Raw genomic sequence first — 22905 nt, 5'->3', positions numbered from 1 at the left:
ATCCCCGCAGCCGACAGCCTGCTGACAGGAGACAAATAATTATGCTGCCACCGATGCTCCCCTTGAGTGCCGTGCCGATCACTTCACAGCACGACCCGATCCGCCAGCGCCCGGATATTCCGCCTGTTGTACCGGTGCAGGAAAGCTCCAACGAAAGCACGATCGACCTGCAACAGCGCGATCCGGAAGAGGCGGCGTTTCAGCTGCGCGAGGAACAGCGCCGCAAGCAGGAAAAGGAACGCCGTCGCCGTGAAGCCGATGAAGATCCTGAAGAGCACCTGGCGATTCCCGGCACTGAGCTCAACGCGGATAACACCGTGCCGGTCGCGCCATTGATGGACGACGAGCCGCGTCAGGGGTTGTGGGTCGACATTCAGATTTAGTCCTTGATGAGGGAAAGTTCGTTGAGGGCGTTGAGCAGTACATCCATTTCTTCTTCGGTATTGAGGTAACTGACGGCAATCCGCGCGATGCTGTCCAGCCCTCGGGCCTGCATATCCAGCGGTGTATAGGCGACGCCATTGGCGCCGATGTTGATCCCTCGTTGCGCCAGCCGCTGCTTCAATTCAACGCTGTCCCAACCCTTGAGCGTGAAGGCGACCAAGCCTGATTGCTGATTCGCCGGCCCCAGGTTGTGTAGCGTCAGCCCGCTGACCGACTCAAGGCGTTCGCGCAGTTGCCCGCTCAAGCTTTCGATCCGCTGGCGAATCCGGGTTGCACCCAAGTGGTTGAACTCCTCCAGCGCATTGGCCAGCCCGGCCAGCAAAGCCACCGACACTTCACTGGTTTCAAACCGCCGCGCATCGTCACGCACCGAGAAACCTTCGCCGTCCCACGGTGCGGAAAGCACGTCCAGATGGCCGGGCACGAGACGTTCGAGAAACCCCGGTTTGATGTACAACAACGCCGTTCCTCGCGGGCCACGGAGGAATTTGCGTCCGGCGCCCTTGAGCACATCGCAGTTCAACGCCTGCACATCGCAGGGCAATTGCCCCAGCGCCTGGCCGGCGTCGATGAAGTAGGGAATGCCGTGCTGGCGCGCCACGGCGCCGATGGCCTCGGCCGGGTTGATCAGGCCGCCATTGGCCGGCAGCCAGGTCAGCGCGATCAGCTTCACCTTCGGGTCGATCATCTGCTGGAGGGCGGACACGGACACGGCGCCCGTCTCATCGCAGGGAATCACCTCCAGCCGCGCCCCGGCGCTGACGGCCCCGGCGATGCAGGCCAGATTGCCGCCCCATTCATGGCGCCCGACCAAAATCCGCTCGCCGTCCTGCCATGGCCCCAATGCATTGAATGCCATGCCCCAGGCAGCCGAACCGCTGCTGGCGAACGCGATGTTTTCAGTGTTTGCATTGAGCAGCAGGGCCGCCGCACTGCGAGCGCGGGCCTGCACGCTCTGGTCGGCGGCCTCCATGGGGCCGCAGCGGGCTTCGAGTCGCAGTTGCTCGATGATCGCGTCGAGGGTGGCCTGGCTCGGCAACGAGGCGCCGGCGTGGTTGAAGTGAATCACGCTGGCGCACCCCGGCGTCGCCGCTCGCAAACGCTCCACTTCGTCGAGGTTCATGGACGCAGCTCGAAAATCGCGTCGATTTCCACGGCCACGCCGCCGGGCAGGCTCGATACGCCGACAGCCGTGCGCACATGCCGGCCTTTTTCGCCGAGGGCATTGACCAACAGGTTGGACGCGCCATTGGCGACCGCACCTTGACGCGCAAAATCCGCGGCGCTGGCGATGAACACGCCAAGACGGATGATGCGCACCAGTTTCGACAGGTCATCACCGAGCGCATCGCTCAATTGTGCGAGCAGGCCCAGCGCGGCAAGTTCGGCGGCGTTGGCGCCTTCTTCATCGGAGATCGACTCTCCCAATCGGCCGATGAATGCCGGTTTGCCGTCCAGTAGCGGAATCTGACCGGAAATGAACAACTGGTTCTGGCTGACCACGTGGTTGACGTAGTTGGCGATGGGCTGGCTCGGTGTCGGCAGGCTCAGGCCAAGTTGCTGGACACGGTGGGCGAGTGAATCGGTCATGGTGAATCCTCCTGAATGAAGGCTTCAGCATGTTGGCGGACGGGGAGTGCGACAAACGGATAGATTTAATCCGACGTATTCAATTGGCTCATGCGTAGATCGAATGTGGGAGCGAGCCTGCTCGCGAAAGGGTGTGTCAGTCACATGAATGTTGGATGGGACAGGGCCTTCGCGAGCAGGCTCGCTCCCACAATTTTGAACTTCAGTCGCCGTGAGATTTGTGTGCGATGTTGGCCATCTCATTCAGCCATTCACTAAAGCATTGTGCCGCGTGGCTCGGCGGTCGCTCGGGCGTGACCAGCCAATAGCCGATATCGCTAATGAACGGCGGGGTGGAGAAGGCTTCTACCAACGAGCCGTCCTTGAGTCGGCGCTCGATCAAGTGATGACGTCCCATGGCGATGCCTTGGCCGGCCACGGCGGCTTCGACGACGATGTTGTAGTCGTGGAGCATGACGCTGGGGCAATGGCTGAGGTCGATGGCGTTGTGCGCGCTCCAGTCGATCCACTCGAACGGCTGGTGCGACTTGGCCATGAGCAGCGGGCCTTGGTCGGTGCCCTTGGCCTTGAACGCCGGGCTGCAGACCGGGGTCAGTGTTTCCACCATAAAGCGCCGGGCCTGGACTTTCGGCCAGCCACCTTTGCCGTAGCGGATGGCCAGGTCGACTTCGCCGCCGCCGACGTCGGCCAGTTGCACCGAGGGCAGGAGTTCGACATGAATGTGCGGGTGGCGCGCGTTGAAACTGGCCAGGCGCGGCGCCAGCCACAGGGTGGCGAACGAGGCGAGCAGGCCGATGCGCAGGGGGCTTTCCTGGTGCTCATTGCCCCGCAGTTCACGGGTGGCCAGGGCGATGGAGGCGAGGGCCGGTTGAATCTGCCGGTAGTAGGCTGCCCCGGCTGGTGTCAGATCGATGGCCCGGGTGCGGCGGATAAACAGTCGCTGGTTGAGGAACTGTTCCAGGTTCTGCACTTGATGGCTGATTGCACTCTGGGTCACCGACAATTCATCGGCGGCCTTGATGAAACTCAAATGACGCGCCACGGCCTCAAAGGCGCGCAGGGCCATCAAGGGAGGCAGATCCTGGTGCAGTTCCACGGCGCGGGTCCTTTGGGTCCATCGCAAAGTCGCGATTGTGCGTTGAAAAAACGCCATGAGCACATATTTTGTTAAGCCGCTGTTACGCAGGCGACTGGTCAGCGCGGGCGCCAGACCGCATTATTGGCGCAATCCTGCCGAGCGATGCGGCAGTTGAACTTCATTTCACACGATGCACTGAAGACCATGAGCCAAGACGACAAACTGATCGACCTCAATTCCGAACGCGCCAAGCGTGTTCATGACCTCAACGAAAAACGCCTGAACGAAGTGCGCCAGGCATTCGAGCAGGCAATGCCGTTGGGCAAGGCGAAGAAGAAGCCGAAGAGCAAACCGAAAAAGCGTTAAACCCCTTGCATCCGTTGATGTAGATCAGTTTTCCCCCTCCTTTGCGCCCAGTCTCGGGCGATATTGATCCCGGTCAATTTCCTCTCCTGCCTGATTGGTTAACTTAGCCCCATCGCAACAGGGCAAGTGCAGGAGGCCAGTCATGTTTTTCGACAACGTGGTGATCGCCGGAGTGCTGACAGTCGGCCTCATGGTTCTGTTTTTCGCAGGGTTTGGATTTTTTATCTGGAAAGATTCGCACAAACGGAAAAAACCGTAGGTCTTTCTGGATGCAATGAGCACGCAAGGCATTTTGGGCAACTTCGGTTGCCCTTTTTTTTGCCTGCGAGAATCTGGTGGTTTGTGCGGGTTGGTGGTGGGAGGTTCTGAGTTGGGCAACGGCCTGGGGTTTTCAGGTTGATTGTTGGGTGGGGTACATATCCGTTTCTGTGGTGATGGCGGCTATTGGTTTCGCCCTTACGGCGAGTCACTTTGGAAAAGCCCCAAAGTAACCAAAGCGCTTTTGCCCCTTTCGTTCGGTGCCTCGCCTAGGCTCGGCATACCCTCGCTCCGGTCCTGCTCCGTGGGCCCGCCGCGATCGGCCATCCCTGGCCGTGCGCGGCTAACCCGGCATCCATGCCGGGTTGCCCACTGCGCAGAACCTCCACTCGGCCTCTCGAGGGGGCGACCACCGCCACAGCCGCCGAGGCGGCCTGAAAGCCGACCTGGCTCTTTGGGTGGCCGCGCTATCCTTCTTGGCTGCGTTCACTCATTCCGGACCTGTACACCGATCCCCTGTAGGAGCCGGCTTGCTGGCGATGGCGTCCGTTCAGCCAATACATACGTTGACTAACCCACCGCTATCGTCGGAACGCCGCCCGCAGCAAGCCGGCTCCTACAGTTGATCGTATTTATCCAAACACATCTGCATTTCCCCTGTAGGAGCCAGCTTGCTGGCGATGGACGCCAACGATAACGCGGGCTGTCTGAATGAACGCGTCGCCCAAACGCTTTTCGCCGGCAAGCCGGCTCCTACAGGGATCGGCGTTTGCTTTTGATTTCCACCACTCATCAGGCCGAGCGTTAGCTCGCCTTCAGCTTTTGATCTGAGCGCCCCCTCGAGAGGCCGAGTGGAGGTTCTGCGCAGTGGGCAACCCGGCATGGATGCCGGGTTAGCCGCCCCCGGCCATGGATGGCCGATGGCGGCGGGCCCACGGAGCAGGACCGGAGCGAGGGCATGCCGAGCCTAGGCGAGGCACCGAACGAAAGGGGCAAGAGCGCTTTGGTTACTTTGGGGCTTTTCCAAAGTGACTCGCCGTAAGGGCGAAACCAATAGCCGCCATCACCGCAGAAACGGATATGCACCCCATCCAACACCGCCCCCCCAGCTCGCGTGCTTCGTGAAGTTCACTAAAACACAGCGATTAAAAAAGGCGCGAACCTCACGGAACGCGCCTTTTTCGTTGCAGCGATGTATCAGCTGGCCAGTGCCTTCGACGCCAGCCAGAACAGGCCGGCCGACAGGCCCACGGTTGCCGGCAGGGTCAGGACCCAGGCCAGCAGGATGGTTTTGACGGTGCCACCTTGCAGGCCGCTTTTGTTGGCGACCATAGTGCCGGCCACGCCCGAAGACAGAACGTGGGTGGTGGACACCGGCAGGCTGAAGATGTTGGCCATGCCGATCAGGCTCGCCGTCGTGATCTGCGCCGACATGCCCTGGGAGTAAGTCATGCCTTGCTTGCCGATCTTCTCGCCGATGGTCAGTACCACGCGTTTCCAGCCGACCATGGTACCCAGGCCCAGAGCCAGTGCGACCGCCAGGATTACCCAGAACGGAGCGTATTCGGTGGTGGTGGTCAGGTCTTTGCGCAGTTTGTCCAGGTCAGCCTTTTCACGGGCTGCGAGGCTTGGCAGTTTGCTGACTTTCTTGGCCGTGTCGTCCAGGCAGAGCAGATAGCGACGCACTTCGATGCGGCTTTCCGCCGACAACGAGTGGTAATCGGCCACACCTTTAAGGGTGTCGAGCAGGGCGGAAATGGTCGGTTCGGTCTGTTTCGGGTTGCAACGGAATTTCTCCGGCAGATCGCCTTCCACGCTTTTGCCCAGTGCCAGGAACTCGCCCAGCGTATCGGCATTGCGTTTGTAGAACTGGCTCAGGTGCAGGGTCGCATCGCGAGTCCGTTCGATCTGGTACGTGGTGCTGCCCAGATCGAGCACGAACTGCGCCGGCACGATACCGATCAGCACCAGCATGATCAGGCCGATACCTTTCTGACCATCGTTGGAACCGTGCACGAAGCTCACGGCCATGGCCGAGATCACCAGCACCAGGCGGTTCCAGAACGGCGGATGCTTCTTGTCGTCGATCTTGCGGCGCTGTTCCGGCGTCTTGTGCATCTTCGACAGCGGACGCCACCATTTAAGGCCGATCAGAATCAGCGCGGCGACCAGGAAGCCGGCCATTGGCGAGAACACCAGGGAGGCACCGATATCGATCGCCTTCTGCCAGTTCACACCATCGGCCAACGGAATGTCGTTGATCAGGGCGTTGGCCAGGCCGACCCCGAGGATCGAACCGATCAGCGTGTGGGAGCTGGAGGCCGGGATACCGAAGTACCAGGTGCCCAGGTTCCAGGTGATGGCGGCGGCGAGCAACGAGAACACCATGGCCAGCCCGTGACCGGTGTTCACATTGATCAGCAGTTCTACCGGCAGCAGGTGGACGATGGCATACGCCACGCCGACACCGCCCAGCAGCACGCCAAGAAAGTTGAACACACCGGAAAAGAACACGGCCAGATGAGGCGGCATGGCTTTGGTGTAGATAACAGTGGCCACCGCGTTTGCAGTGTCATGAAAGCCGTTGATGAACTCGAAGGCGAGGACAAAGGCGAGGGCGAGCAAGAGGCTCACAAGCACCCAAGCATCCAGTCCGCTGAATAAATCGATCATGAAGGTTTTCTGACCCGGTCATAAGGGGGCGCGATTATGCCAGAAAAGACTGCTAATCGATGCACTAGCTGCTCATCGGTAACATTCTTCAACGAATTAGTTTGCGGCAATAGCCCAGGCGCCGGGCTTTTACCGGGTTTTGCAAGTCGTTGAATTTCTTTGGAAAGCCCGCAGGCACAAGGTTTTCTCTCTTGTAGGCGAGAGGTTTGAACGCTTGTGTGAAATATCTGAGAAGAGGGCCAGACATGAGCCATTTGCCTCATCAGATGGATGAGGAAGCCGCTGCCCGCTCGTAGCGGGCGCGAATGGCAACATCATTGCTTCCCGCTTTTAACGGGGGCAGGCGCGGGCCCTTGAAAGGAATCAGGCCGGGGCAATCATGGCTCTTCGGCTTTGAGTTCCTTTTCCATCTTCTGCAATTCCTGGGAAAAAGCCTGATCCTGAACGGTGGCGCGTTTACGCCAGGGTTTGCGTTCCGGTTCGGGCTGAGCGGCGTAGGTGGTGACTTCCCCGCCGTAAACTTCCTTGTAACGTTGTTCCTGGCGCTCAAGTTCCGCGCGCAGTTCGTCTTTCGTCACAGTGCTACCTGTATGGGTTGAGATTAATTCTGGTAAATCGCGCTGCAGCAAATGCATTGACCACGCTCGCCGAAAGGACAATGCCCGCAAAGGCATCGTTTTACGACACGGCAATCAATACTTCCATGTTGCAGGCGGCCACGGCACCAGAGCAAAACGGCTGACGTAGCATCAGATTCCTGTTTCAGCGAGCGCGCTGGCGGAGCATATGAAATGAACGACAGGCACTTGCTGCGGGCAGCCGCGATGGAACATCGTGCTGCCGGGTGACGCAATCGGCAAGTAAAAACCGAGGGGTCACTGAGTTGCATTATAGCGGTCGATTTGCAGAACACTATCGCCAAGGAGTTAAAAATGAATGGCAATGTGTGATTGTTTTGTTACTTGAAAGTTTCGCGGTCACTTAGCAGTGATGTCTTTCTGGCGTCATTAAGCCGAACAAGTTAAAGCTTACATGGGGTGCTTTAACGGCGAGTTCAAGCAAAGGCAAAACATGTAATAGGGAGCGAGCCGAAACCTGCACTGCGACTGCCGCGTCCATAGGGCTGATTGCGATTATCGGTCGGCCGTTCGATAATCGCCCGATCTTGGCTGCCTGTGGCTTGTGCGCCGAACCCGGGGCCGCATGTAATAGCCTTCGCCGATCCGTGTGGGAAAAGGACCTGATATGAACGAGCAAATGCGCAATTCCTTCGCTTCAGTAGCGCCGCCGATAGTCGCGTCGCCCGCCAAGCGGATCCAGGCCCTGACCGGCGACCCGGATTTCATGACGTCCCTGGCCCGTGGCCTGGCCGTGGTGCAAGCGTTCCAGGAGCGCAAACGGCATTTGACCATCGCCCAGATCAGTCACCGCACGGAAATTCCCCGCGCCGCTGTGCGACGTTGCCTGCACACCCTGATCAAACTCGGCTACGCCACCACCGACGGTCGCACCTATTCGCTGCTGCCCAAAGTGCTGACCCTCGGCCATGCCTATCTGTCCTCGACCCCGTTGGCGGTGTCGGCCCAGCCTTACCTCGACCGCATGAGCGAGCAACTTCATGAGGCCTGCAACATGGCCACACTGGAAGGCGACGACATTTTGTACATCGCCCGCTCGGCGACCACTCAGCGTCTGATCTCGGTGGACCTGTCGGTGGGCGGACGCTTGCCCGCCTATTGCACCTCCATGGGCAGGATTCTTCTCGCGGCACTGGACGACACGTCGCTGCGCGAATACCTCGACCATGCCGACCTGCAAGCCAAGACCAGTCGCACTCTGCATACCCCCGAAGCGTTGCTCGAGTGCCTGCAGGAAGTACGGCAACAAGGCTGGTGCATCGTCGATCAGGAACTGGAACAAGGCCTGCGCTCGATTGCCGTTCCGGTGTACGACGCTTCCGGGCAAGTGGTGGCGGCGCTCAACGTCAGCACGCACGCCGGCCGGGTCAGCCGCAACGAGCTGGAGCAACGGTTCCTGCCGGGTCTGCTGGCGGCCAGCCGCAACCTCAGCGCCCAGCTGTTTGCCTAAGCTGTTCGGTAATCGCCCAGACTCGCGTTTAACGAATTGACGCACTTTCCCCAGGATCACTAATGTCGCGGCAGCGCCAGCCTAGGCTGGCACCTGTCCGACTGCGTTCTTGCGTGGAATAAAAATAATGAACCAGCCTCAGTCTGCTGTAGGAAACTGCCTCGACGTGCAGTCCTTCATCAATGCTCAACCCATTTCGCGCTACCAGTGGCGAGTGGTGATCCTGTGTTTCCTGATTGTCTTCCTCGATGGCCTCGACACCGCGGCCATGGGCTTCATCGCGCCAGCACTGTCCCAGGACTGGGGCATCGATCGCGCCAGCCTCGGCCCGGTGATGAGTGCGGCGTTGATCGGCATGGTCTTCGGTGCACTGGGTTCCGGCCCGTTGGCTGACCGCTTCGGGCGAAAAGTCGTACTGGTGGGCGCCGTGTTGTTGTTCGGCGCCTTCAGCCTGGCGTCGGCTTACAGCACCAATGTCGATCAATTGCTGGTGCTGCGCTTCCTGACCGGCCTGGGCCTGGGCGCCGGCATGCCGAACGCCACGACGTTGCTGTCGGAATACACCCCGGAGCGCAAAAAATCCCTGCTGGTGACCAGCATGTTCTGCGGCTTCAACCTCGGCATGGCCGGTGGCGGGTTTATTTCGGCCAAGCTGATTCCGGCGTTCGGCTGGCACAGCCTGTTGCTGATCGGCGGAATTCTGCCGCTGATCCTCACCGTCGTTTTGCTGCTCTGGCTGCCGGAATCGGCGCGTTACCTGGTTGTGCGCAATCGCGGCACCGACAAGGTACGCAAGGCGCTGGCGCCGATCGATCCGAGCGTTGTCGCTCAGGCATCCAGCTTCAGTGTGCCGGAACAGAAAACCGTGAAGGCGCGCAACGTGTTTGCGGTGATCTTCTCCGGCACTTACAGCACCGGCACCTTGTTGTTGTGGCTGACCTACTTCATGGGCCTGGTGATCGTTTACCTGCTGACCAGTTGGCTGCCGACGCTGATGCGTGACAGTGGCGCGAGCATGGAGCAAGCGGCGTTCATCGGCGCGCTGTTCCAGTTCGGCGGTGTGTTGAGCGCCGTGGGCGTAGGCTGGGCGATGGACCGGTTCAATCCGCACAAAGTCATCGGCACTTTCTACTTGCTGGCCGGGGTGTTTGCCTACGCGGTAGGGCAGAGCCTGGGCAACATCACGCTGTTGGCAACCCTGGTGCTGGTGGCGGGGATGTGTGTCAACGGCGCGCAATCGGCGATGCCTTCTTTGGCGGCGCGGTTTTATCCGACTCAAGGTCGGGCGACGGGTGTGTCGTGGATGCTCGGGATTGGTCGCTTTGGCGCGATCCTCGGGGCGTGGATGGGCGCGACGTTGCTGGGGTTGGGCTGGAACTTTGAACAGGTGCTGACGGCGCTGGTGATTCCGGCGGCGTTGGCGACTACGGCGGTGGTGATCAAGGGCATGGTCAGCCATGCGGATGCGACCTGAGTCCGGGTTTCAGGATCTTCAGTGGGTTTGATGGACTCTTCGCGGGCAAGCCTCGCTCCTACAGGTTCAGTGATTACCCGTAGGAGCGAGGCTTGCCCGCGAAGCTTTTGAGGTCGGTAGCGAGACAACAATCTGTTCGATAAACGAACACTCAGTCGATTATCGGATTGTTTGGCGTTTTTATGGGGCTTACTCTCTAGTCATTCCGGCGCGCGCATCGCGCCTTTTTCTACCACTGTCGGTTCATAACAAAACGGGAGCCTGCCCCATGGCTGAAATCCTTTCGCTGCACGACGCGGTGAAGCAATTCGTTAACGACGGCGATACCGTTGCGCTCGAAGGCTTCACTCACCTGATCCCTACGGCGGCAGGTCACGAAATCATTCGTCAGGGCAAGAAAGATCTGACGCTGGTGCGGATGACGCCTGACCTGATCTACGACCAGTTGATCGGCGCCGGTTGTGCTCGCAAGCTGATTTTCTCCTGGGGCGGCAACCCGGGCGTGGGTTCGCTGCACCGTCTGCGTGATGCGGTCGAGAAGCAGTGGCCGCACCCGCTGGAAATCGAAGAACACAGCCACGCCGACCTGGCGAACGCCTACGTCGCTGGCGCCTCCGGCCTGCCGTTCGCGGTGCTGCGTGCCTACGCCGGTTCCGACCTGCCGAAGGTCAATCCGCTGATCAAATCCGTTACCTGCCCGTTCACCGGCGAAGTGTTGGCCGCCGTGCCTTCGGTGCGCCCGGACATCACCGTGATTCACGCGCAGAAAGCCGACCGTAAAGGCAACGTGCTGCTCTGGGGCATCCTCGGCGTGCAGAAAGAAGCCGCACTGGCCGCCAAGCGTTGCATCGTCACCGTTGAAGAAATCGTCGACGACCTCAACGCACCGATGAACTCCTGCGTGCTGCCGACCTGGGCCTTGAGCGCTGTCTGCCATGTTCCCGGCGGTGCGCATCCGTCTTACGCCCACGGCTACAACGAGCGTGACAACCGTTTCTATCAGGCCTGGGACCCGATTGCCCGCGACCGTGAAACCTTCACCGCGTGGATCAACGAGTACATCCATGGCTGCGCTGACTTCAGCGAGTTCCAGGCCAAGCTGGCCGCTGCTTCGGAGGCGAAGTAATGACTTACACCACCAATGAAATGATGACCGTTGCCGCCGCTCGCCGACTGAAGAATGGTTCGGTGTGCTTCGTTGGCATCGGCCTGCCGTCGAAAGCGGCCAACCTGGCGCGGCTGACGTCCTCGCCCGACGTAGTCCTGATCTATGAATCGGGTCCGATCGGTGCCAAGCCGAGTGTATTGCCGCTGTCGATTGGTGACGGTGAACTGGCGGAAACCGCTGACACCGTGGTCCCGACCGGTGAGATTTTTCGCTACTGGTTGCAGGGCGGGCGCATCGACGTCGGTTTTCTCGGCGCCGCGCAAGTGGACCGCTTCGGCAACATCAACACCACGGTAGTCGGCGATTATCACGCACCGAAAGTCCGTCTGCCGGGCGCCGGTGGCGCGCCGGAAATCGCCGGTTCGGCCAAAAGCGTGTTGATCATCCTTAAACAGTCGTCGCGTTCCTTCGTCGACAAGCTCGACTTCATCACTTCGGTCGGCCATGGCGAGGGCGGCGATTCGCGCAAGCGTCTGGGTCTGCCGGGCGCCGGTCCGGTCGGCATCATTACCGACCTGTGCATCATGGAACCGGAAGCGGGCACCCATGAATTCGTGGTCACGGCGTTGCACCCTGGCGTGACCCGCGAGCAAGTGGTTGCGGCCACCGGTTGGGCGATTCGTTTCGCCGACACTGTTGAACACACCGCCGAGCCGACCGAGGTTGAACTCAAGGCACTCAGGGATCTGGAAGCCCGCACCGCCGCCGCCCACGGCCAAGCACCCGGAGAAGCGTGATGCGTGACGTTTATATCTGCGACGCGATTCGCACCCCCATCGGCCGTTTCGGCGGTGGCCTGTCGGCGGTTCGCGCCGACGACCTGGCCGCCGTGCCGATCAAGGCATTGATGGAGCGCAACCCGTCAGTGGACTGGAACGCCGTGGACGAGGTGTTCCTCGGCTGCGCCAACCAGGCCGGCGAAGACAATCGCAACGTGGCGCGCATGGCGCTGCTGCTGGCGGGCCTGCCGGAAACCATTCCGGGCGTGACCCTCAATCGCCTCTGCGCTTCGGGCATGGATGCCATCGGTACCGCGTTCCGCGCCATCGCCAGCGGTGAAATGGAACTGGCGATTGCCGGCGGCGTCGAGTCGATGTCCCGCGCACCGTTCGTGATGGGCAAGGCCGATGCGGCGTTCTCGCGCAACATGAAGCTGGAAGACACCACCATCGGCTGGCGTTTCATCAACCCGTTGATGAAAGCGCAATACGGTGTCGATGCGATGCCGCAGACCGCCGACAACGTGGCGGACGATTACGAAGTGTCCCGCGAGGATCAGGACGCGTTCGCCCTGCGCAGTCAGCAGCGGACAGCCGCCGCGCAAGCTGCAGGATTTTTCGCGGAAGAAATCATTGAAGTGCGGATTGCCCACAAGAAGGGTGAAACCGTCGTCAGCCAGGACGAACATCCTCGCGCTGATACCACGCTGGAAACCTTGGCCAAACTGAAACCGGTCAACGGTCCCGACAAAACCGTCACCGCCGGCAATGCGTCGGGTGTGAACGACGGCGCGGCGGCACTGATTCTGGCTTCGGCCGAAGCGGTGAAGAAACACGGTTTGACCGCTCGCGCCAAAGTGCTGGGCATGTCCAGCGCCGGTGTCGCACCGCGTGTCATGGGCATCGGCCCGGTGCCGGCAGTGCGCAAACTGACCGAACGCCTCGGCCTGGCGGTCAGCGATTTCGATGTGATCGAACTCAACGAAGCCTTCGCCAGCCAAGGCTTGGCGGTGTTGCGTGAACTGGGCCTGGCGGACGACGCGGCGCAGGTCAACCCGAACGGTGGCGCCATTGCCTTGGGCCATCCGTTGGGCATGAGCGGTGCGCGCCTGGTGTTGACGGCGTTGCATCAGCTGGAAAAAACCGGTGGCAAGAAAGGTCTGGCGACCATGTGCGTCGGCGTTGGCCAGGGTCTGGCCTTGGCCATCGAACGGGTCTGACCCACAGCAGTGACAATAAGAACTGAGGAAAGCGAAATGACTGACAAGCCTGGTTACCGTCGCCCGCAGGAAGGCACCCAGCCGGAGTACCTGCACCCGACGTATCAATCCACCAACCGTCGCTCACCGTCGAAGCCGTTGGTGTTTTTGCCTCATTCGTTGTCGGAAATTACCGGTCCGACCATCGGCGCCGAACGCGTCAACGAGAAGGACAATGACCTGACGGCCCAGCACAAGGGCGAGCCGCTGGGCGAGCGCATCATCATTCACGGCCGCGTGCTGGATGAAAACGGTCTGCCGGTGCCGGGGATTCTGGTGGAGATCTGGCAGGCCAACGCCGCCGGTCGCTACAACCATGCCCGTGACCTGCACGACGCGCCGCTGGACCCGAACTTCACCGGCACCGGCCGCACCGTGACCGACGCCGATGGCTGGTATCAATTCCAGACCATCAAGCCCGGCGCTTATCCGTGGGGCAACCACCACAATGCCTGGCGTCCGGCGCACATCCATTTTTCGCTGTTCGGGCCGAGCATCCTGACGCGCCTCGTCACGCAGATGTATTTCCCCGGCGACCCGTTGCTGGCGTACGACCCGATCTACAACTGCGTGCCCGATACCAGCGCCAAAGAGCGCTTGATCGCCAGTTTCGACCTGGAAAAAACCATCCCTTCCTATGCCCTCGGTTACCGCTGGGACATCGTATTGCGCGGCCGCGACGCCACGCCGATGGAGAAATAAGATGACGCTGACTGCGACCACGTCCCACACCGTCGGGCCGTATTACCACATCGGCCTGACCTGGCTGAACCGCGAAAACCTGACCGTCGAACAAACCCTGGGCGAGCGCGTGGCGATCACCGGGCAAGTCATCGACGGCAACGGTGACATCGTCAACGACGCGATGCTGGAAGTCTGGCAGGCCAACGCCGCCGGCAAGTACGACCACCCAGAAGACGATCAGGCCAAACCGCTGGACCCGAACTTCGAAGGCTTTGGCCGGATCCCGGTGGATGCCGAAGGGCGCTTCCGCTTCACCACGATCAAGCCGGGCACGGTGGAAGGCCTGAAAGGTTCGACCCAGGCGCCACACCTGGTGGTGCTGGTGTTTGCTCGCGGGCTGGTGAAGCACTTGCTGACGCGTATTTACTTTGATGGCGAACCGGCCAACGTCGCCGACCCGCTGTTGGAGTGCGTGCCGGCCGAGCGTCGCAATACTTTGCTGGCGAAGCAGGATGCGACCGGTGTTTACCAGTGGAATGTGATTCTGCAAGGCACGGATGCGGAGACGGTGTTCTTCGATTATTGAGTTGGCTTGAGATCATTCGCGGGCAAGCCTCGCTCCTACAGGTTTTGATTTGGTCATCACATTTTGTGAGCGGCACTAAACCTGTAGGAGCGAGGCTTGCCCGCGAAGGCGTCCATAAGTACGCCACCAAATGTTCGTGTGGAACGGGACTGTTGCAAAGTGTGTCTAGACTCTCACTGTCCCCATTGAGTGAAAAACAATGACAACGCCAATCGCTTCAACCGCGCTATACACCGGCGAAGAGCGCAGCAAACGGATCTTCGCGATTGTCGGCGCCTCGTCCGGCAACCTCGTCGAATGGTTCGACTTCTACGTCTACGCCTTTTGCGCGATCTATTTCGCCCCTGCCTTTTTCCCGTCCGATAACCCGACGGTGCAGTTGGTCAACACCGCGGGCGTGTTTGCCGCCGGGTTCCTGATGCGCCCGATTGGCGGCTGGATTTTCGGTCGCGTCGCGGACAAGCACGGGCGCAAGAATTCGATGCTGATATCGATTCTGATGATGTGCTTCGGTTCGTTGCTCATCGCCTGCCTGCCGACCTACAAGGACATCGGCGTCTGGGCGCCGATCATGCTGCTGTTCGCCCGTTTGCTCCAGGGCCTGTCGGTGGGCGGCGAATACGGCACCACCGCCACCTACATGAGCGAAGTGGCGCTCAAGGGCCAGCGCGGTTTCTTCGCCTCGTTCCAGTACGTGACTTTGATTGGCGGGCAACTGCTGGCGGTGTCGCTGGTGGTGGTGCTGCAACAGTTCCTCACCGAGGATGATCTGCGTGCCTACGGCTGGCGGATTCCGTTCGTGGTGGGTGCCATGGCGGCATTGGTTTCGCTGTACCTGCGTCGTTCGCTGAAAGAAACCACCAGCAAGGAAATGCGCGAAAACAAGGACGCCGGCAGCATTCGCGCGCTGTTCCGCGACCATAAGGCCGCGTTCATTACCGTGCTCGGTTACACCGCCGGCGGCTCGCTGATTTTCTACACCTTTACCACGTACATGCAGAAGTACTTGGTGAACACCGCCGGCATGCATGCCAAGACCGCCAGCTACATCATGACCGGCGCGCTGTTCCTTTATATGTGCATGCAGCCGATCTTCGGCATGCTCTCGGACAGGATCGGCCGCCGGAGCTCGATGCTGTGGTTTGGCGCACTCGGCACGCTGTGCACCGTGCCGATTCTGCTCAGCCTGAAAAGCGTCACCAGTCCGTTCCTGGCCTTCGTGCTCATTACCCTGGCGCTGGCGATTGTCAGTTTCTACACCTCGATCAGCGGTCTGGTAAAAGCCGAAATGTTCCCGCCTGAGGTGCGTGCATTGGGTGTTGGCCTGGCTTACGCGGTGGCGAATGCAATATTCGGTGGTTCAGCGGAGTATGTAGCCTTGAGCCTCAAAGCGGTCGGCATGGAAAACTCCTTCTACTGGTATGTGACGTTGATGATGGCGATAGCGTTCCTGTTCAGCCTGCGTCTGCCCAAGCATGCGAAGTATCTAGAAAACGACCTTTGATCCACACCCGCGGGCCCAAGCGGCCCGCGCCTCCAGGGACTGTTTATGAACCAGCGACCGGGCAATCAATTGTTCGATGCCTATTTCACTGCGCGCGATATGCGCGAGGTGTTTTGCGATCAGGGCCGGGTTCAGGCCATGCTCGATTTCGAAGCGGCGCTGGCCCGCGCCGAGGCGCATGTCGGGTTGATTCCGCAGACGGCGGTGGCGCCTATCGAAGCGGCTTGCCGCGCCGGGCATTACGATTTCGCCGCCCTCGGCGAGGCGATTGCCACGGCCGGTAATTCGGCGATTCCGCTGGTGAAGGCGTTGGGCAAACAGATCGCGACCACCGATGCCGAAGCCGAGCGCTATGTGCATCTGGGCGCCACCAGCCAGGACGTGATGGACACCGGCCTGGTGCTGCAATTGCGCCGGGCGCTGGAACTGATTGAGAGCGATCTGGCGCAACTGGGCGAAACCCTTTCAACGCAAGCCCAACGTTATGTCGCCACGCCGCTGGCCGGTCGCACCTGGTTGCAGCACGCAACGCCGGTCACCTTGGGCATGAAGATCGCCGGTTGGCTGGGCGCCGTTACCCGCAGCCGTCAACGCCTGCAAGAACTCAAACCGCGCCTGCTGGTGCTGCAATTCGGCGGCGCCTCCGGGACCCTCGCGGCCCTCGGTGCGCAAGCGCTGCCGATTGCCGACGCGCTGGCCACGGAGCTGCACCTGACGTTGCCCGACCAACCGTGGCACACGCAACGCGACCGTCTGGTGGAGTTCGGTTCGGTGCTGGGATTGATCGCCGGCAGTCTCGGCAAGCTCGGTCGCGATATCAGCCTGTTGATGCAGACTGAAGCGGGCGAAGTGTTCGAACCCTCGGCGCCGGGCAAGGGCGGTTCGTCGACCATGCCGCACAAACGCAACCCGGTGGGCGCCGCCGTGCTGATCGGCGCTGCAACACGGGTTCCCGGTCTGCTCTCGACCCTGTTCAGTGCCATGCCGCAAGAGCACGAGCGCAGCCTCGGCCTGTGGCATGCCGAGTGGGAAACCCTGCCGGAGATTTGCTGCCTGGTGTCCGGCAGTCTCAAGCAAGCATTGCTGGTGGCAGACGGACTGGAAGTGGACGCCGAGCGCATGGCCCGCAACCTCGACCTGACCCAAGGCCTGGTGCTAGCCGAAGCGGTGAGCATAGTTCTCGCGCAACGGGTCGGCCGCGACACCGCGCATCATTTACTGGAGCAGTGCTGCAAGCGCGCCGTGGTCGAGCGACGGCATTTGCGCGCGGTGCTGGGCGACGAGCCGCACGTGACCGCCGAGCTCTCGGCCGCTGAACTCGATCATCTGCTGGACCCCGCTCACTACCTCGGACAGGCCCGTACCTGGGTCGAGCGAGCGGTGGCTGAACATTCTGCGTTAACTGCCTGAAGGAGACTGCTGTGGCTTTCGTACAACTCGCCGAGGGCGGACTGCACTACCAAATTGAAGGGCCGCACTTCGATGGCCCGGTCGATGCGCCGGTGCTGGTGCTGTCCAACTCGCTGGGCACCGACCTGCACATGTGGGACGCGCAAATTGCCGCGTTCACCGAGCATTTCCGGGTGCTGCGTTTTGATACCCGTGGCCACGGCAAATCCCTGGTCACGCCGGGGCCGTACAGCATCGAACAACTGGGCCGAGACGTGTTGGCGCTGCTGGATGCGTTGCACATTGAGAAGGCGCATTTCTGCGGCTTGTCGATGGGCGGCTTGATTGGCCAGTGGCTGGGCATCAATGCCGGTGATCGATTGAACAAACTGGTGGTGTGCAACACCGCCGCGAAAATCGGCGACCCGTCGATCTGGAACCCGCGCATCGAAACCGTGTTGCGTGACGGCGCGGCGGCGATGGTTGCGCTGCGCGATGCATCGATTGCGCGCTGGTTTACCCCGGACTTTTCCGAGGCCAATCCAGCGGCGGCGAAACGGATTACCGACATGCTCGCGGCCACTTCGCCGCAAGGCTACGCGGCCAATTGCGCTGCCGTGCGCGATGCCGATTTCCGTGATCAGTTGTCCTCGGTCAAAGTGCCGCTGCTGGTGATCGCCGGCACCGAAGACGCGGTCACGCCGCCGTCCGGTGGGCACTTCATCCAGGAACATGTGGCAGGTGCCGAGTACGCCGAGTTCTACGCGGCGCACCTGTCCAACGTACAGGCGGGCGATGCGTTCAGTGAGCGCGTTCTCGCTTTTTTGCTGGGTCATTGAGGGGAACATCCGTGGACGAGAAACAACGTTACGACGAGGGCATGAACGTCCGTCGCGCAGTCCTCGGCGACGCCCATGTCGACCGCAGCCTGAACGCGTTGACCGAGTTCAATTCGGAGTTTCAGGAGATGATCACCCGCCACGCGTGGGGCGACATCTGGACCCGACCTGGCCTGCCGCGCCATACCCGCAGCCTGATCACCATCGCCATGTTGATCGGCATGAACCGTGAGGGTGAACTCAAACTGCACCTGCGTGCCGCCGCCAACAATGGCGTGACCCGTGGCGAGATCAAGGAAGTGATCATGCAGAGCGCCATCTATTGCGGCATCCCGGCGGCGAATGCGACGTTTCATTTGGCCGAGTCGGTTTGGGACGAGTTGGGCGTCGAGTCCCGGGAATAATGTTCGCGATTTGCGGTGCATGAATTGACGCTTTCGCGGGCAAGCCTCGCTCCTACAGAGGTTGTGATAATCCTGTAGGAGCGAGGCTTGCCCGCGAAGGCAATGTCATGTGTTACACCGTCGCGACGATGAATATGCGCTTGAACGGAAACAGCGTTCGCCCGTCGCTCTCCGGCGGGTAATGCGCGTGTACACGCATCAGGTAGTGGTAGATGAAGCGCGCCTGTTCGTCGGGCTTGAGTGCCTGCATCACTGGTCGCAGCGCCGAGACCTTGACCCAGTCATAGATCGGCGATTGGCCGCAGACCACCTGCAATTGCTCGGTCTCCCAGATGTCCAGGGTGTCAGTGATCGGGGCGAGCAAGCGGTAGTAATCTTCCAGCGACAAGAGCGTTCGTGCGGCCATGGCCTCGCGCAGCTGCGCCGTGCCTAACGGTTGGCCACACGCCCCCGCGTCTTCCAGCGTGTCGAGCACCAACCGGTACCACAAGGCATCCCGCCAGTCGGGCATGTGCGCTGCCAGGCAACCGCCTGGGTTGAGCTGCTTGAGCAGTCGCGGCAGCAGTTGATGGTGATCCTTGATGAAGTGCAAAACGGCGGCGGCGAACAGCAGGTCTGCTGGCTGTTCGGGCTGCCAGTCGAGCAGGTCACACTGTTTCCACAGCGCCTTGATGGGCAGAAGGCGGGCTTCGTCGAGCATTTGTCCGGAGCTGTCGATGCCCTGCAACTGCGCGCGAGGCCAACGCTTGGCCAACAGTTGCGTGGCGATGCCGGTGCCGCACCCCAGGTCATAAATGCGTTGGGGCGATTTGAGTTCGACACGACCGAGCAATTCATTCACCGGTCGTTGCCTGAGGCGCGAAAACTGCTGGTACGCCTTGGCGTCCCAGTGCGTGCAGGCGCTCCCTGCCTTATCAAGTTTGACGCTCATGAGGTGGTCCTCTCTGGCGGTTACAGTTGTCTTCCGATGACGTTCAGGGTTTTCAGGACAACCGCCACACCTTTGCGCGTGTCCGGCTCGTTCAGCAGTTTTATCAAGGCGTAGACCCCCGGTGGTTCCGGGGCGGCGGCGACTTCGGCACGGGCCATGCGCACGGCGTTACTGACGGTCCAGGTGGCCGCCGTAGCGTTTTCGAACAAGCGCGCCAGTTTTTCCACCATGGCCGCGTCCAGCAGGTCGACCATGTCCGAGGTCAACGAGAGCAAATCGACAAGGTTATCCAGTCGCCCGCCATCGATCAGCGGCTGCAGTTTTGCCATCAAGGCAACGAGTCCCTCCGACCTGTCGGCCGTGGCGATGGCGAGGGTTTCATCTGTCAGGTTTGTCATTGCATTTTCCTCCCTGAGCCCGTCACAGCATGCCCCGGGCAATCATCCAGTACAGGCCATGATTGAAGCCGTGTCTGAGCAGGCCACCGAGTTTGGTCGGTGGAGTTGGCAGAACGTCGCGCTTGAAGTTGTACCAAAGCGGCATGCCGGCATAGAAGCCCATTTGCGCGACGGCCTGAACCCGTCCGTCGTAGACATCGATGGGACCACCAAGGCGGATTTCAGCAGCAATGTTGTTGGCGATCACCGGTGCCTGGTTATGGCACGCGCCTCCGGCCTTGCTCACCGGCAGATCGACGGTGTCGCCGATCACGTAGACGTTTTCCAGGCCGTAGACTTGCAGGGATTCATGGTTGGTGGGCAGCCAGCCTTCGTTGTTGGGCGCTTGTGACGCTCCGGACTCCAGCACGGCATCCACGGCGCGGATCGGCGGCGTTGCCATCAGTATGTCGAAAGGCTGCGCGTCGCCTTCTGCGGAGTAGGCGATTTTGCTGTCCGGATCGACACGGTCCAGGGTGAACCCACGCTGAAAACGAATGTTTTTCTGCTCGAAAATACTCGGCAGAATTTCCCCTGTCGGTCGTTGCAGGAACAGGCAGTTGCGCAGTAACTGAGCGGTTGTCGGGTAGGTGTAGATAATTTCCACCTGGTCTCGCACACCTCTACGCCGCAAATAATCATCGAGCATCAAGGTGGTTTCGACGGGTGCGATGCCGCATTGATGGGGCACGTTCGGTGTTTGCGGGAAGGACACGGTAATGAATATCCGGCCTTTTTTAATGGTGCTCAGCTTCTGCGCCAGTTGCCGGGCCGGGTCGTATTGATAGAAGTGGTCGCCGGCTTCTTTCAAACCTTCGATACGTTCCGGGGCAGGGACGCAACCGGTGGCGATGACCAGAAAATCGTAATCGTAGACTTTGCCGCTGCGGGTCTTGAGGCGTTGCCCAGGGAAATCAAAACGCGTCACTTCTTCAACGTTGAAGGTGATTTCCGGGCGCAACAATGAGCGTTCCGGGCGCTTGAGTTCTTCCTGAAAAAACAGGTTGAACGCCACGTACATGAACGCAGGTTTGTAGTAGTGATCGGGGGAGTTGGACAGCAGGGTAATCAGGACTTCGCCGCGCAGGATTTCTGGATACAGCTTGTTGACCAGTTGATTGGCCAGCATGGTTCCACCGACGCCGCCACCGACGATAACTATTCGCTTGCTCATACCTGACCTCCGTGGTCATGGCAGCTTCGCGTACAGCATCCGGAGATAACGGAAGAAAATGGGGGCTCCTACATCAGGCTGGAGAACTTGAACGCCTTGATGACTGTATCTGCGGTTCAATAATTCGCCAGTTCATCGCGACCAGTGGTCAGCGCCAGCGTTTCCCGCAATGGGCAACGCTGGCGCTGAGGCTTACAACAAACTGATCGGGTAGCTGATGATCAACCGGTTCTCGTCGAACTCGTTGTTGCTGTAGTCGCGGCGCATGGTCGAGTTGCGCCATTTGACGTTCAGGTCCTTTAGCGCACCGCTTTGTACGGTGTAGCCCAGTTCACTCTCGCGGCCCCATTCCTTGCCGTCGGTGATGGTGCCGGTGTGTACGTTTTCGCCGCTGATGTAGCGGTTCATCAGGGTCAGGCCCGGTACACCGAGCGCAACGAAGTTGTAGTCGTGGCGCACCTGCCAGGATTTTTCCCGCGCGTTGTCATAGCTGGAGTTGTAGCTGTCGTTGGCCAGTGTGCCGCCGCTGGTGCCGTTGACCCGCATCCAGGCGCTGTCGCCGGTGAGTTTTTGCAGGCCGACGTAGAAGGTGTTGCCGCCGTACTTGGCGGAAAGCATTCCCGACCAGGTCTTGTTGTCCAGATCGCCGGCGCGGGCGCTACCGTCTTCTTTGCCATAGAAGAAACCGAGGTTGGCGCCCAGAGTCCAGTCGCCGACGGGTTGGCTGTGGGTCAGGTTGACGAATTGCTGGCTGTAGATGTCCTTGAGTTCGGCGTTCCACAGGCCGATCTGGGTGCGTTTCTCGTTGAACAGGTATTCGCCGCCCTGGAAGTTGAAGCGGTCGGAGGTGAACGCCGCTTTGCCGGTCATCGACATGTCGTTCATGCTGCTGTCGTCACGCGGGCTGTTCTGGCGGAACTGGCCGCCGTAGAGCGTCAGGCCGTTGATTTCCTTTGAGGTGATCTGACCGCCACGGAAGGTTTGTGGCAGCGAGCGCCCATCGTCCGAACGCAGGATCGGCAGCACCGGCATCCATTCGCCGACCTTCACTTCGGTCTGCGACAGCTTGGCCTTGAACGCCACGTTGGTGCGACCGAAGTTGTCCGCCGGGCGACCATCGTGGTCCAGCGGCAGCAACTGCGTACCGCCGGTGCCTTTACCGCCGTCGAGTTTTACCGAGTACAGCCCCAGCACATCCATGCCGAAGCCGACGGTGCCTTGGGTGAACCCGGACTTGGCGTCGAGGATGAAACTTTGCGTCCACTCTTCAGCCTTGCCCTGTGCCTTGGTCGGGTTGGTGAAGTTGCGGTTGATGTAGAAGTTGCGCAGGTTCAGGTTGACCTTGGCCCCTTCGACAAAACCCGCCTCTTCGGCCGTGGCGGGCAGGGCGGCGCCGGCCAGTGCGAGGGCGATCAGGCTGGGAACGAAATAAGTGGAAGGCGTCATGGGCTCGGTCTCTCTAATTCTTGGAGATGAAACGGGGCGATGCCGCAACCGTCGGGTTGCAGACAAAAAGATTCGAATTCAAATGAAACGGGGCGAGATCAGCCGGACAGGGCGGGGCGCGGGGGCATGGTGTCGAACCTGTTGTTATTGGTTTTGTGTGGCGAATGGTGCGGGGAATGAACTGGATGGTTCAATTGGTAAAAGCGGGTTTTGGGCGATTATCGAACCAAGATTGGCTTGGATTATGTGTTGGCAATACTGACCCCATCGCGAGCAGGCTCGCTCCCACAGTAAACCGAGTTCCTTCCGAACGAATGCAATCCATTGTGGGAGCGAGCCTGCTCGCGATGGGGCCATAACAGACACCACAACTTTTCCAGCAGACAACAAAAAG

At 60.5% G+C, this 22905-nt stretch carries 23 protein-coding genes; 14 read left to right on the top strand and 9 right to left on the bottom strand.

The features are described 5' to 3' along the window. Positions 1 to 41: 41 nt before the first annotated feature. Positions 42 to 383: a hypothetical protein gene (locus IB246_RS14895; RefSeq protein ID WP_008034222.1), complete on the top strand. Its 342-nt coding sequence runs from the start codon at positions 42 to 44 to the stop codon at positions 381 to 383. Here IB246_RS14895 and IB246_RS14890 read toward each other — a convergent pair. The 3 genes from IB246_RS14890 to IB246_RS14880 form a co-directional block, all read right to left on the bottom strand. Further along, positions 380 to 1567, bottom strand: coding sequence for an aminotransferase class V-fold PLP-dependent enzyme (locus tag IB246_RS14890; RefSeq protein WP_008043592.1), 1188 nt, complete (start codon positions 1565 to 1567; stop codon positions 380 to 382). The two genes, IB246_RS14895 and IB246_RS14890, sit on opposite strands and share 4 nt — an antisense overlap. Beyond that, positions 1564 to 2034: a RidA family protein gene (locus IB246_RS14885; RefSeq protein WP_008043590.1), complete on the bottom strand. Its 471-nt coding sequence runs from the start codon at positions 2032 to 2034 to the stop codon at positions 1564 to 1566. The genes IB246_RS14890 and IB246_RS14885 overlap by 4 nt, the downstream gene beginning before the upstream one ends. Positions 2035 to 2236: 202 nt before the next feature. Continuing rightward, positions 2237 to 3130 carry a LysR substrate-binding domain-containing protein gene (locus IB246_RS14880; protein ID WP_008043588.1) on the bottom strand — a complete coding sequence of 298 codons (894 nt, stop codon included), beginning with the start codon at positions 3128 to 3130 and terminating at the stop codon, positions 2237 to 2239. A 186-nt stretch (positions 3131 to 3316) separates the two neighbouring features. Here IB246_RS14880 and IB246_RS14875 point away from each other — a divergent pair, with 186 nt between their 5' ends. Both IB246_RS14875 and ccoM read left to right on the top strand, forming a co-directional pair. After that, a complete protein-coding gene (locus IB246_RS14875) occupies positions 3317 to 3478 on the top strand; it encodes a hypothetical protein (protein ID WP_085988412.1) in 162 nt (53 codons plus the stop codon). A 142-nt stretch (positions 3479 to 3620) separates the two neighbouring features. After that, complete coding sequence (ccoM, locus tag IB246_RS28915) at positions 3621 to 3737, top strand: cytochrome c oxidase subunit CcoM (protein ID WP_007906619.1); 117 nt, start codon at positions 3621 to 3623, stop codon at positions 3735 to 3737. A 1196-nt stretch (positions 3738 to 4933) separates the two neighbouring features. Here the strand turns inward: ccoM and IB246_RS14870 are convergent. Together IB246_RS14870 and IB246_RS14865 are read right to left on the bottom strand one after the other, a co-directional pair. Next, positions 4934 to 6409: an inorganic phosphate transporter gene (locus IB246_RS14870; RefSeq protein WP_008025627.1), complete on the bottom strand. Its 1476-nt coding sequence runs from the start codon at positions 6407 to 6409 to the stop codon at positions 4934 to 4936. 377 nt (positions 6410 to 6786) lie between these two features. Then, positions 6787 to 6987 (bottom strand): hypothetical protein, encoded by a 201-nt coding sequence (locus IB246_RS14865; RefSeq protein ID WP_007903846.1) that lies wholly within the window; start codon positions 6985 to 6987, stop codon positions 6787 to 6789. A 667-nt stretch (positions 6988 to 7654) separates the two neighbouring features. Here IB246_RS14865 and pcaR point away from each other — a divergent pair. The 11 genes from pcaR to pcaC all read left to right on the top strand — a co-directional run bounded on the left by pcaR (position 7655) and on the right by pcaC (position 18523). Beyond that, positions 7655 to 8497 carry a pca regulon transcriptional regulator PcaR gene (gene pcaR / locus IB246_RS14860; protein WP_008025635.1) on the top strand — a complete coding sequence of 281 codons (843 nt, stop codon included), beginning with the start codon at positions 7655 to 7657 and terminating at the stop codon, positions 8495 to 8497. A 127-nt stretch (positions 8498 to 8624) separates the two neighbouring features. After that, positions 8625 to 9971, top strand: a complete 1347-nt coding sequence (locus IB246_RS14855; RefSeq protein ID WP_008039434.1) for an MFS transporter — start codon at positions 8625 to 8627, stop codon at positions 9969 to 9971. Between the two features lie 268 nt (positions 9972 to 10239). Next, the gene (locus IB246_RS14850; protein ID WP_008025638.1) at positions 10240 to 11097 is read left to right on the top strand and encodes a CoA transferase subunit A; all 858 of its coding nucleotides are present in this window, start codon (positions 10240 to 10242) and stop codon (positions 11095 to 11097) included. After that, positions 11097 to 11876 (top strand): CoA-transferase subunit beta, encoded by a 780-nt coding sequence (locus IB246_RS14845; protein ID WP_008025640.1) that lies wholly within the window; start codon positions 11097 to 11099, stop codon positions 11874 to 11876. The genes IB246_RS14850 and IB246_RS14845 overlap by 1 nt, the downstream gene beginning before the upstream one ends. Further along, positions 11873 to 13078, top strand: coding sequence for a 3-oxoadipyl-CoA thiolase (pcaF, locus tag IB246_RS14840; protein ID WP_177318175.1), 1206 nt, complete (start codon positions 11873 to 11875; stop codon positions 13076 to 13078). The genes IB246_RS14845 and pcaF overlap by 4 nt, the downstream gene beginning before the upstream one ends. A 36-nt stretch (positions 13079 to 13114) precedes the next feature. Next, positions 13115 to 13819, top strand: a complete 705-nt coding sequence (pcaH, locus tag IB246_RS14835; RefSeq protein ID WP_008039436.1) for a protocatechuate 3,4-dioxygenase subunit beta — start codon at positions 13115 to 13117, stop codon at positions 13817 to 13819. Position 13820: 1 nt separating this feature from the next. Beyond that, entirely contained in the window at positions 13821 to 14387 is a 567-nt protein-coding gene (gene pcaG, locus IB246_RS14830) for a protocatechuate 3,4-dioxygenase subunit alpha (protein ID WP_008025646.1), read from the top strand. Between the two features lie 199 nt (positions 14388 to 14586). After that, a complete protein-coding gene (locus tag IB246_RS14825; protein ID WP_008039437.1) occupies positions 14587 to 15891 on the top strand; it encodes an MFS family transporter in 1305 nt (434 codons plus the stop codon). Between the two features lie 45 nt (positions 15892 to 15936). Beyond that, on the top strand, positions 15937 to 17301 hold the full coding sequence (locus tag IB246_RS14820; protein ID WP_008039438.1) for a 3-carboxy-cis,cis-muconate cycloisomerase: 1365 nt from the start codon (positions 15937 to 15939) through the stop codon (positions 17299 to 17301). Positions 17302 to 17312: 11 nt separating this feature from the next. Then, positions 17313 to 18119 (top strand): 3-oxoadipate enol-lactonase, encoded by an 807-nt coding sequence (gene pcaD / locus IB246_RS14815; RefSeq protein WP_008039439.1) that lies wholly within the window; start codon positions 17313 to 17315, stop codon positions 18117 to 18119. Between the two features lie 11 nt (positions 18120 to 18130). Continuing rightward, positions 18131 to 18523 (top strand): 4-carboxymuconolactone decarboxylase, encoded by a 393-nt coding sequence (gene pcaC / locus IB246_RS14810; protein WP_008025653.1) that lies wholly within the window; start codon positions 18131 to 18133, stop codon positions 18521 to 18523. A 112-nt stretch (positions 18524 to 18635) separates the two neighbouring features. Here the strand turns inward: pcaC and IB246_RS14805 are convergent, their stop codons facing one another. The 4 genes from IB246_RS14805 to IB246_RS14790 form a co-directional block, all read right to left on the bottom strand. Beyond that, entirely contained in the window at positions 18636 to 19454 is an 819-nt protein-coding gene (locus IB246_RS14805; protein ID WP_008039441.1) for a methyltransferase domain-containing protein, read from the bottom strand. Between the two features lie 20 nt (positions 19455 to 19474). Then, positions 19475 to 19852, bottom strand: coding sequence for a DUF1641 domain-containing protein (locus tag IB246_RS14800; protein ID WP_008039444.1), 378 nt, complete (start codon positions 19850 to 19852; stop codon positions 19475 to 19477). 22 nt (positions 19853 to 19874) lie between these two features. Further along, positions 19875 to 21065, bottom strand: coding sequence for an FAD/NAD(P)-binding oxidoreductase (locus IB246_RS14795; protein ID WP_008039446.1), 1191 nt, complete (start codon positions 21063 to 21065; stop codon positions 19875 to 19877). 192 nt (positions 21066 to 21257) lie between these two features. Beyond that, positions 21258 to 22511 (bottom strand): OprD family porin, encoded by a 1254-nt coding sequence (locus tag IB246_RS14790; RefSeq protein ID WP_008039448.1) that lies wholly within the window; start codon positions 22509 to 22511, stop codon positions 21258 to 21260. Between the last annotated feature and the right edge of the window lie 394 nt (positions 22512 to 22905).

It is taken from the genome of Pseudomonas sp. PDM01 (assembly GCF_014852325.1).
GTDB classification, from domain to species: domain Bacteria; phylum Pseudomonadota; class Gammaproteobacteria; order Pseudomonadales; family Pseudomonadaceae; genus Aquipseudomonas; species Aquipseudomonas migulae.
The sequence above is the reverse complement of the archived record's forward strand: the minus strand, read 5'-3'. Positions and strand labels throughout refer to the sequence as shown.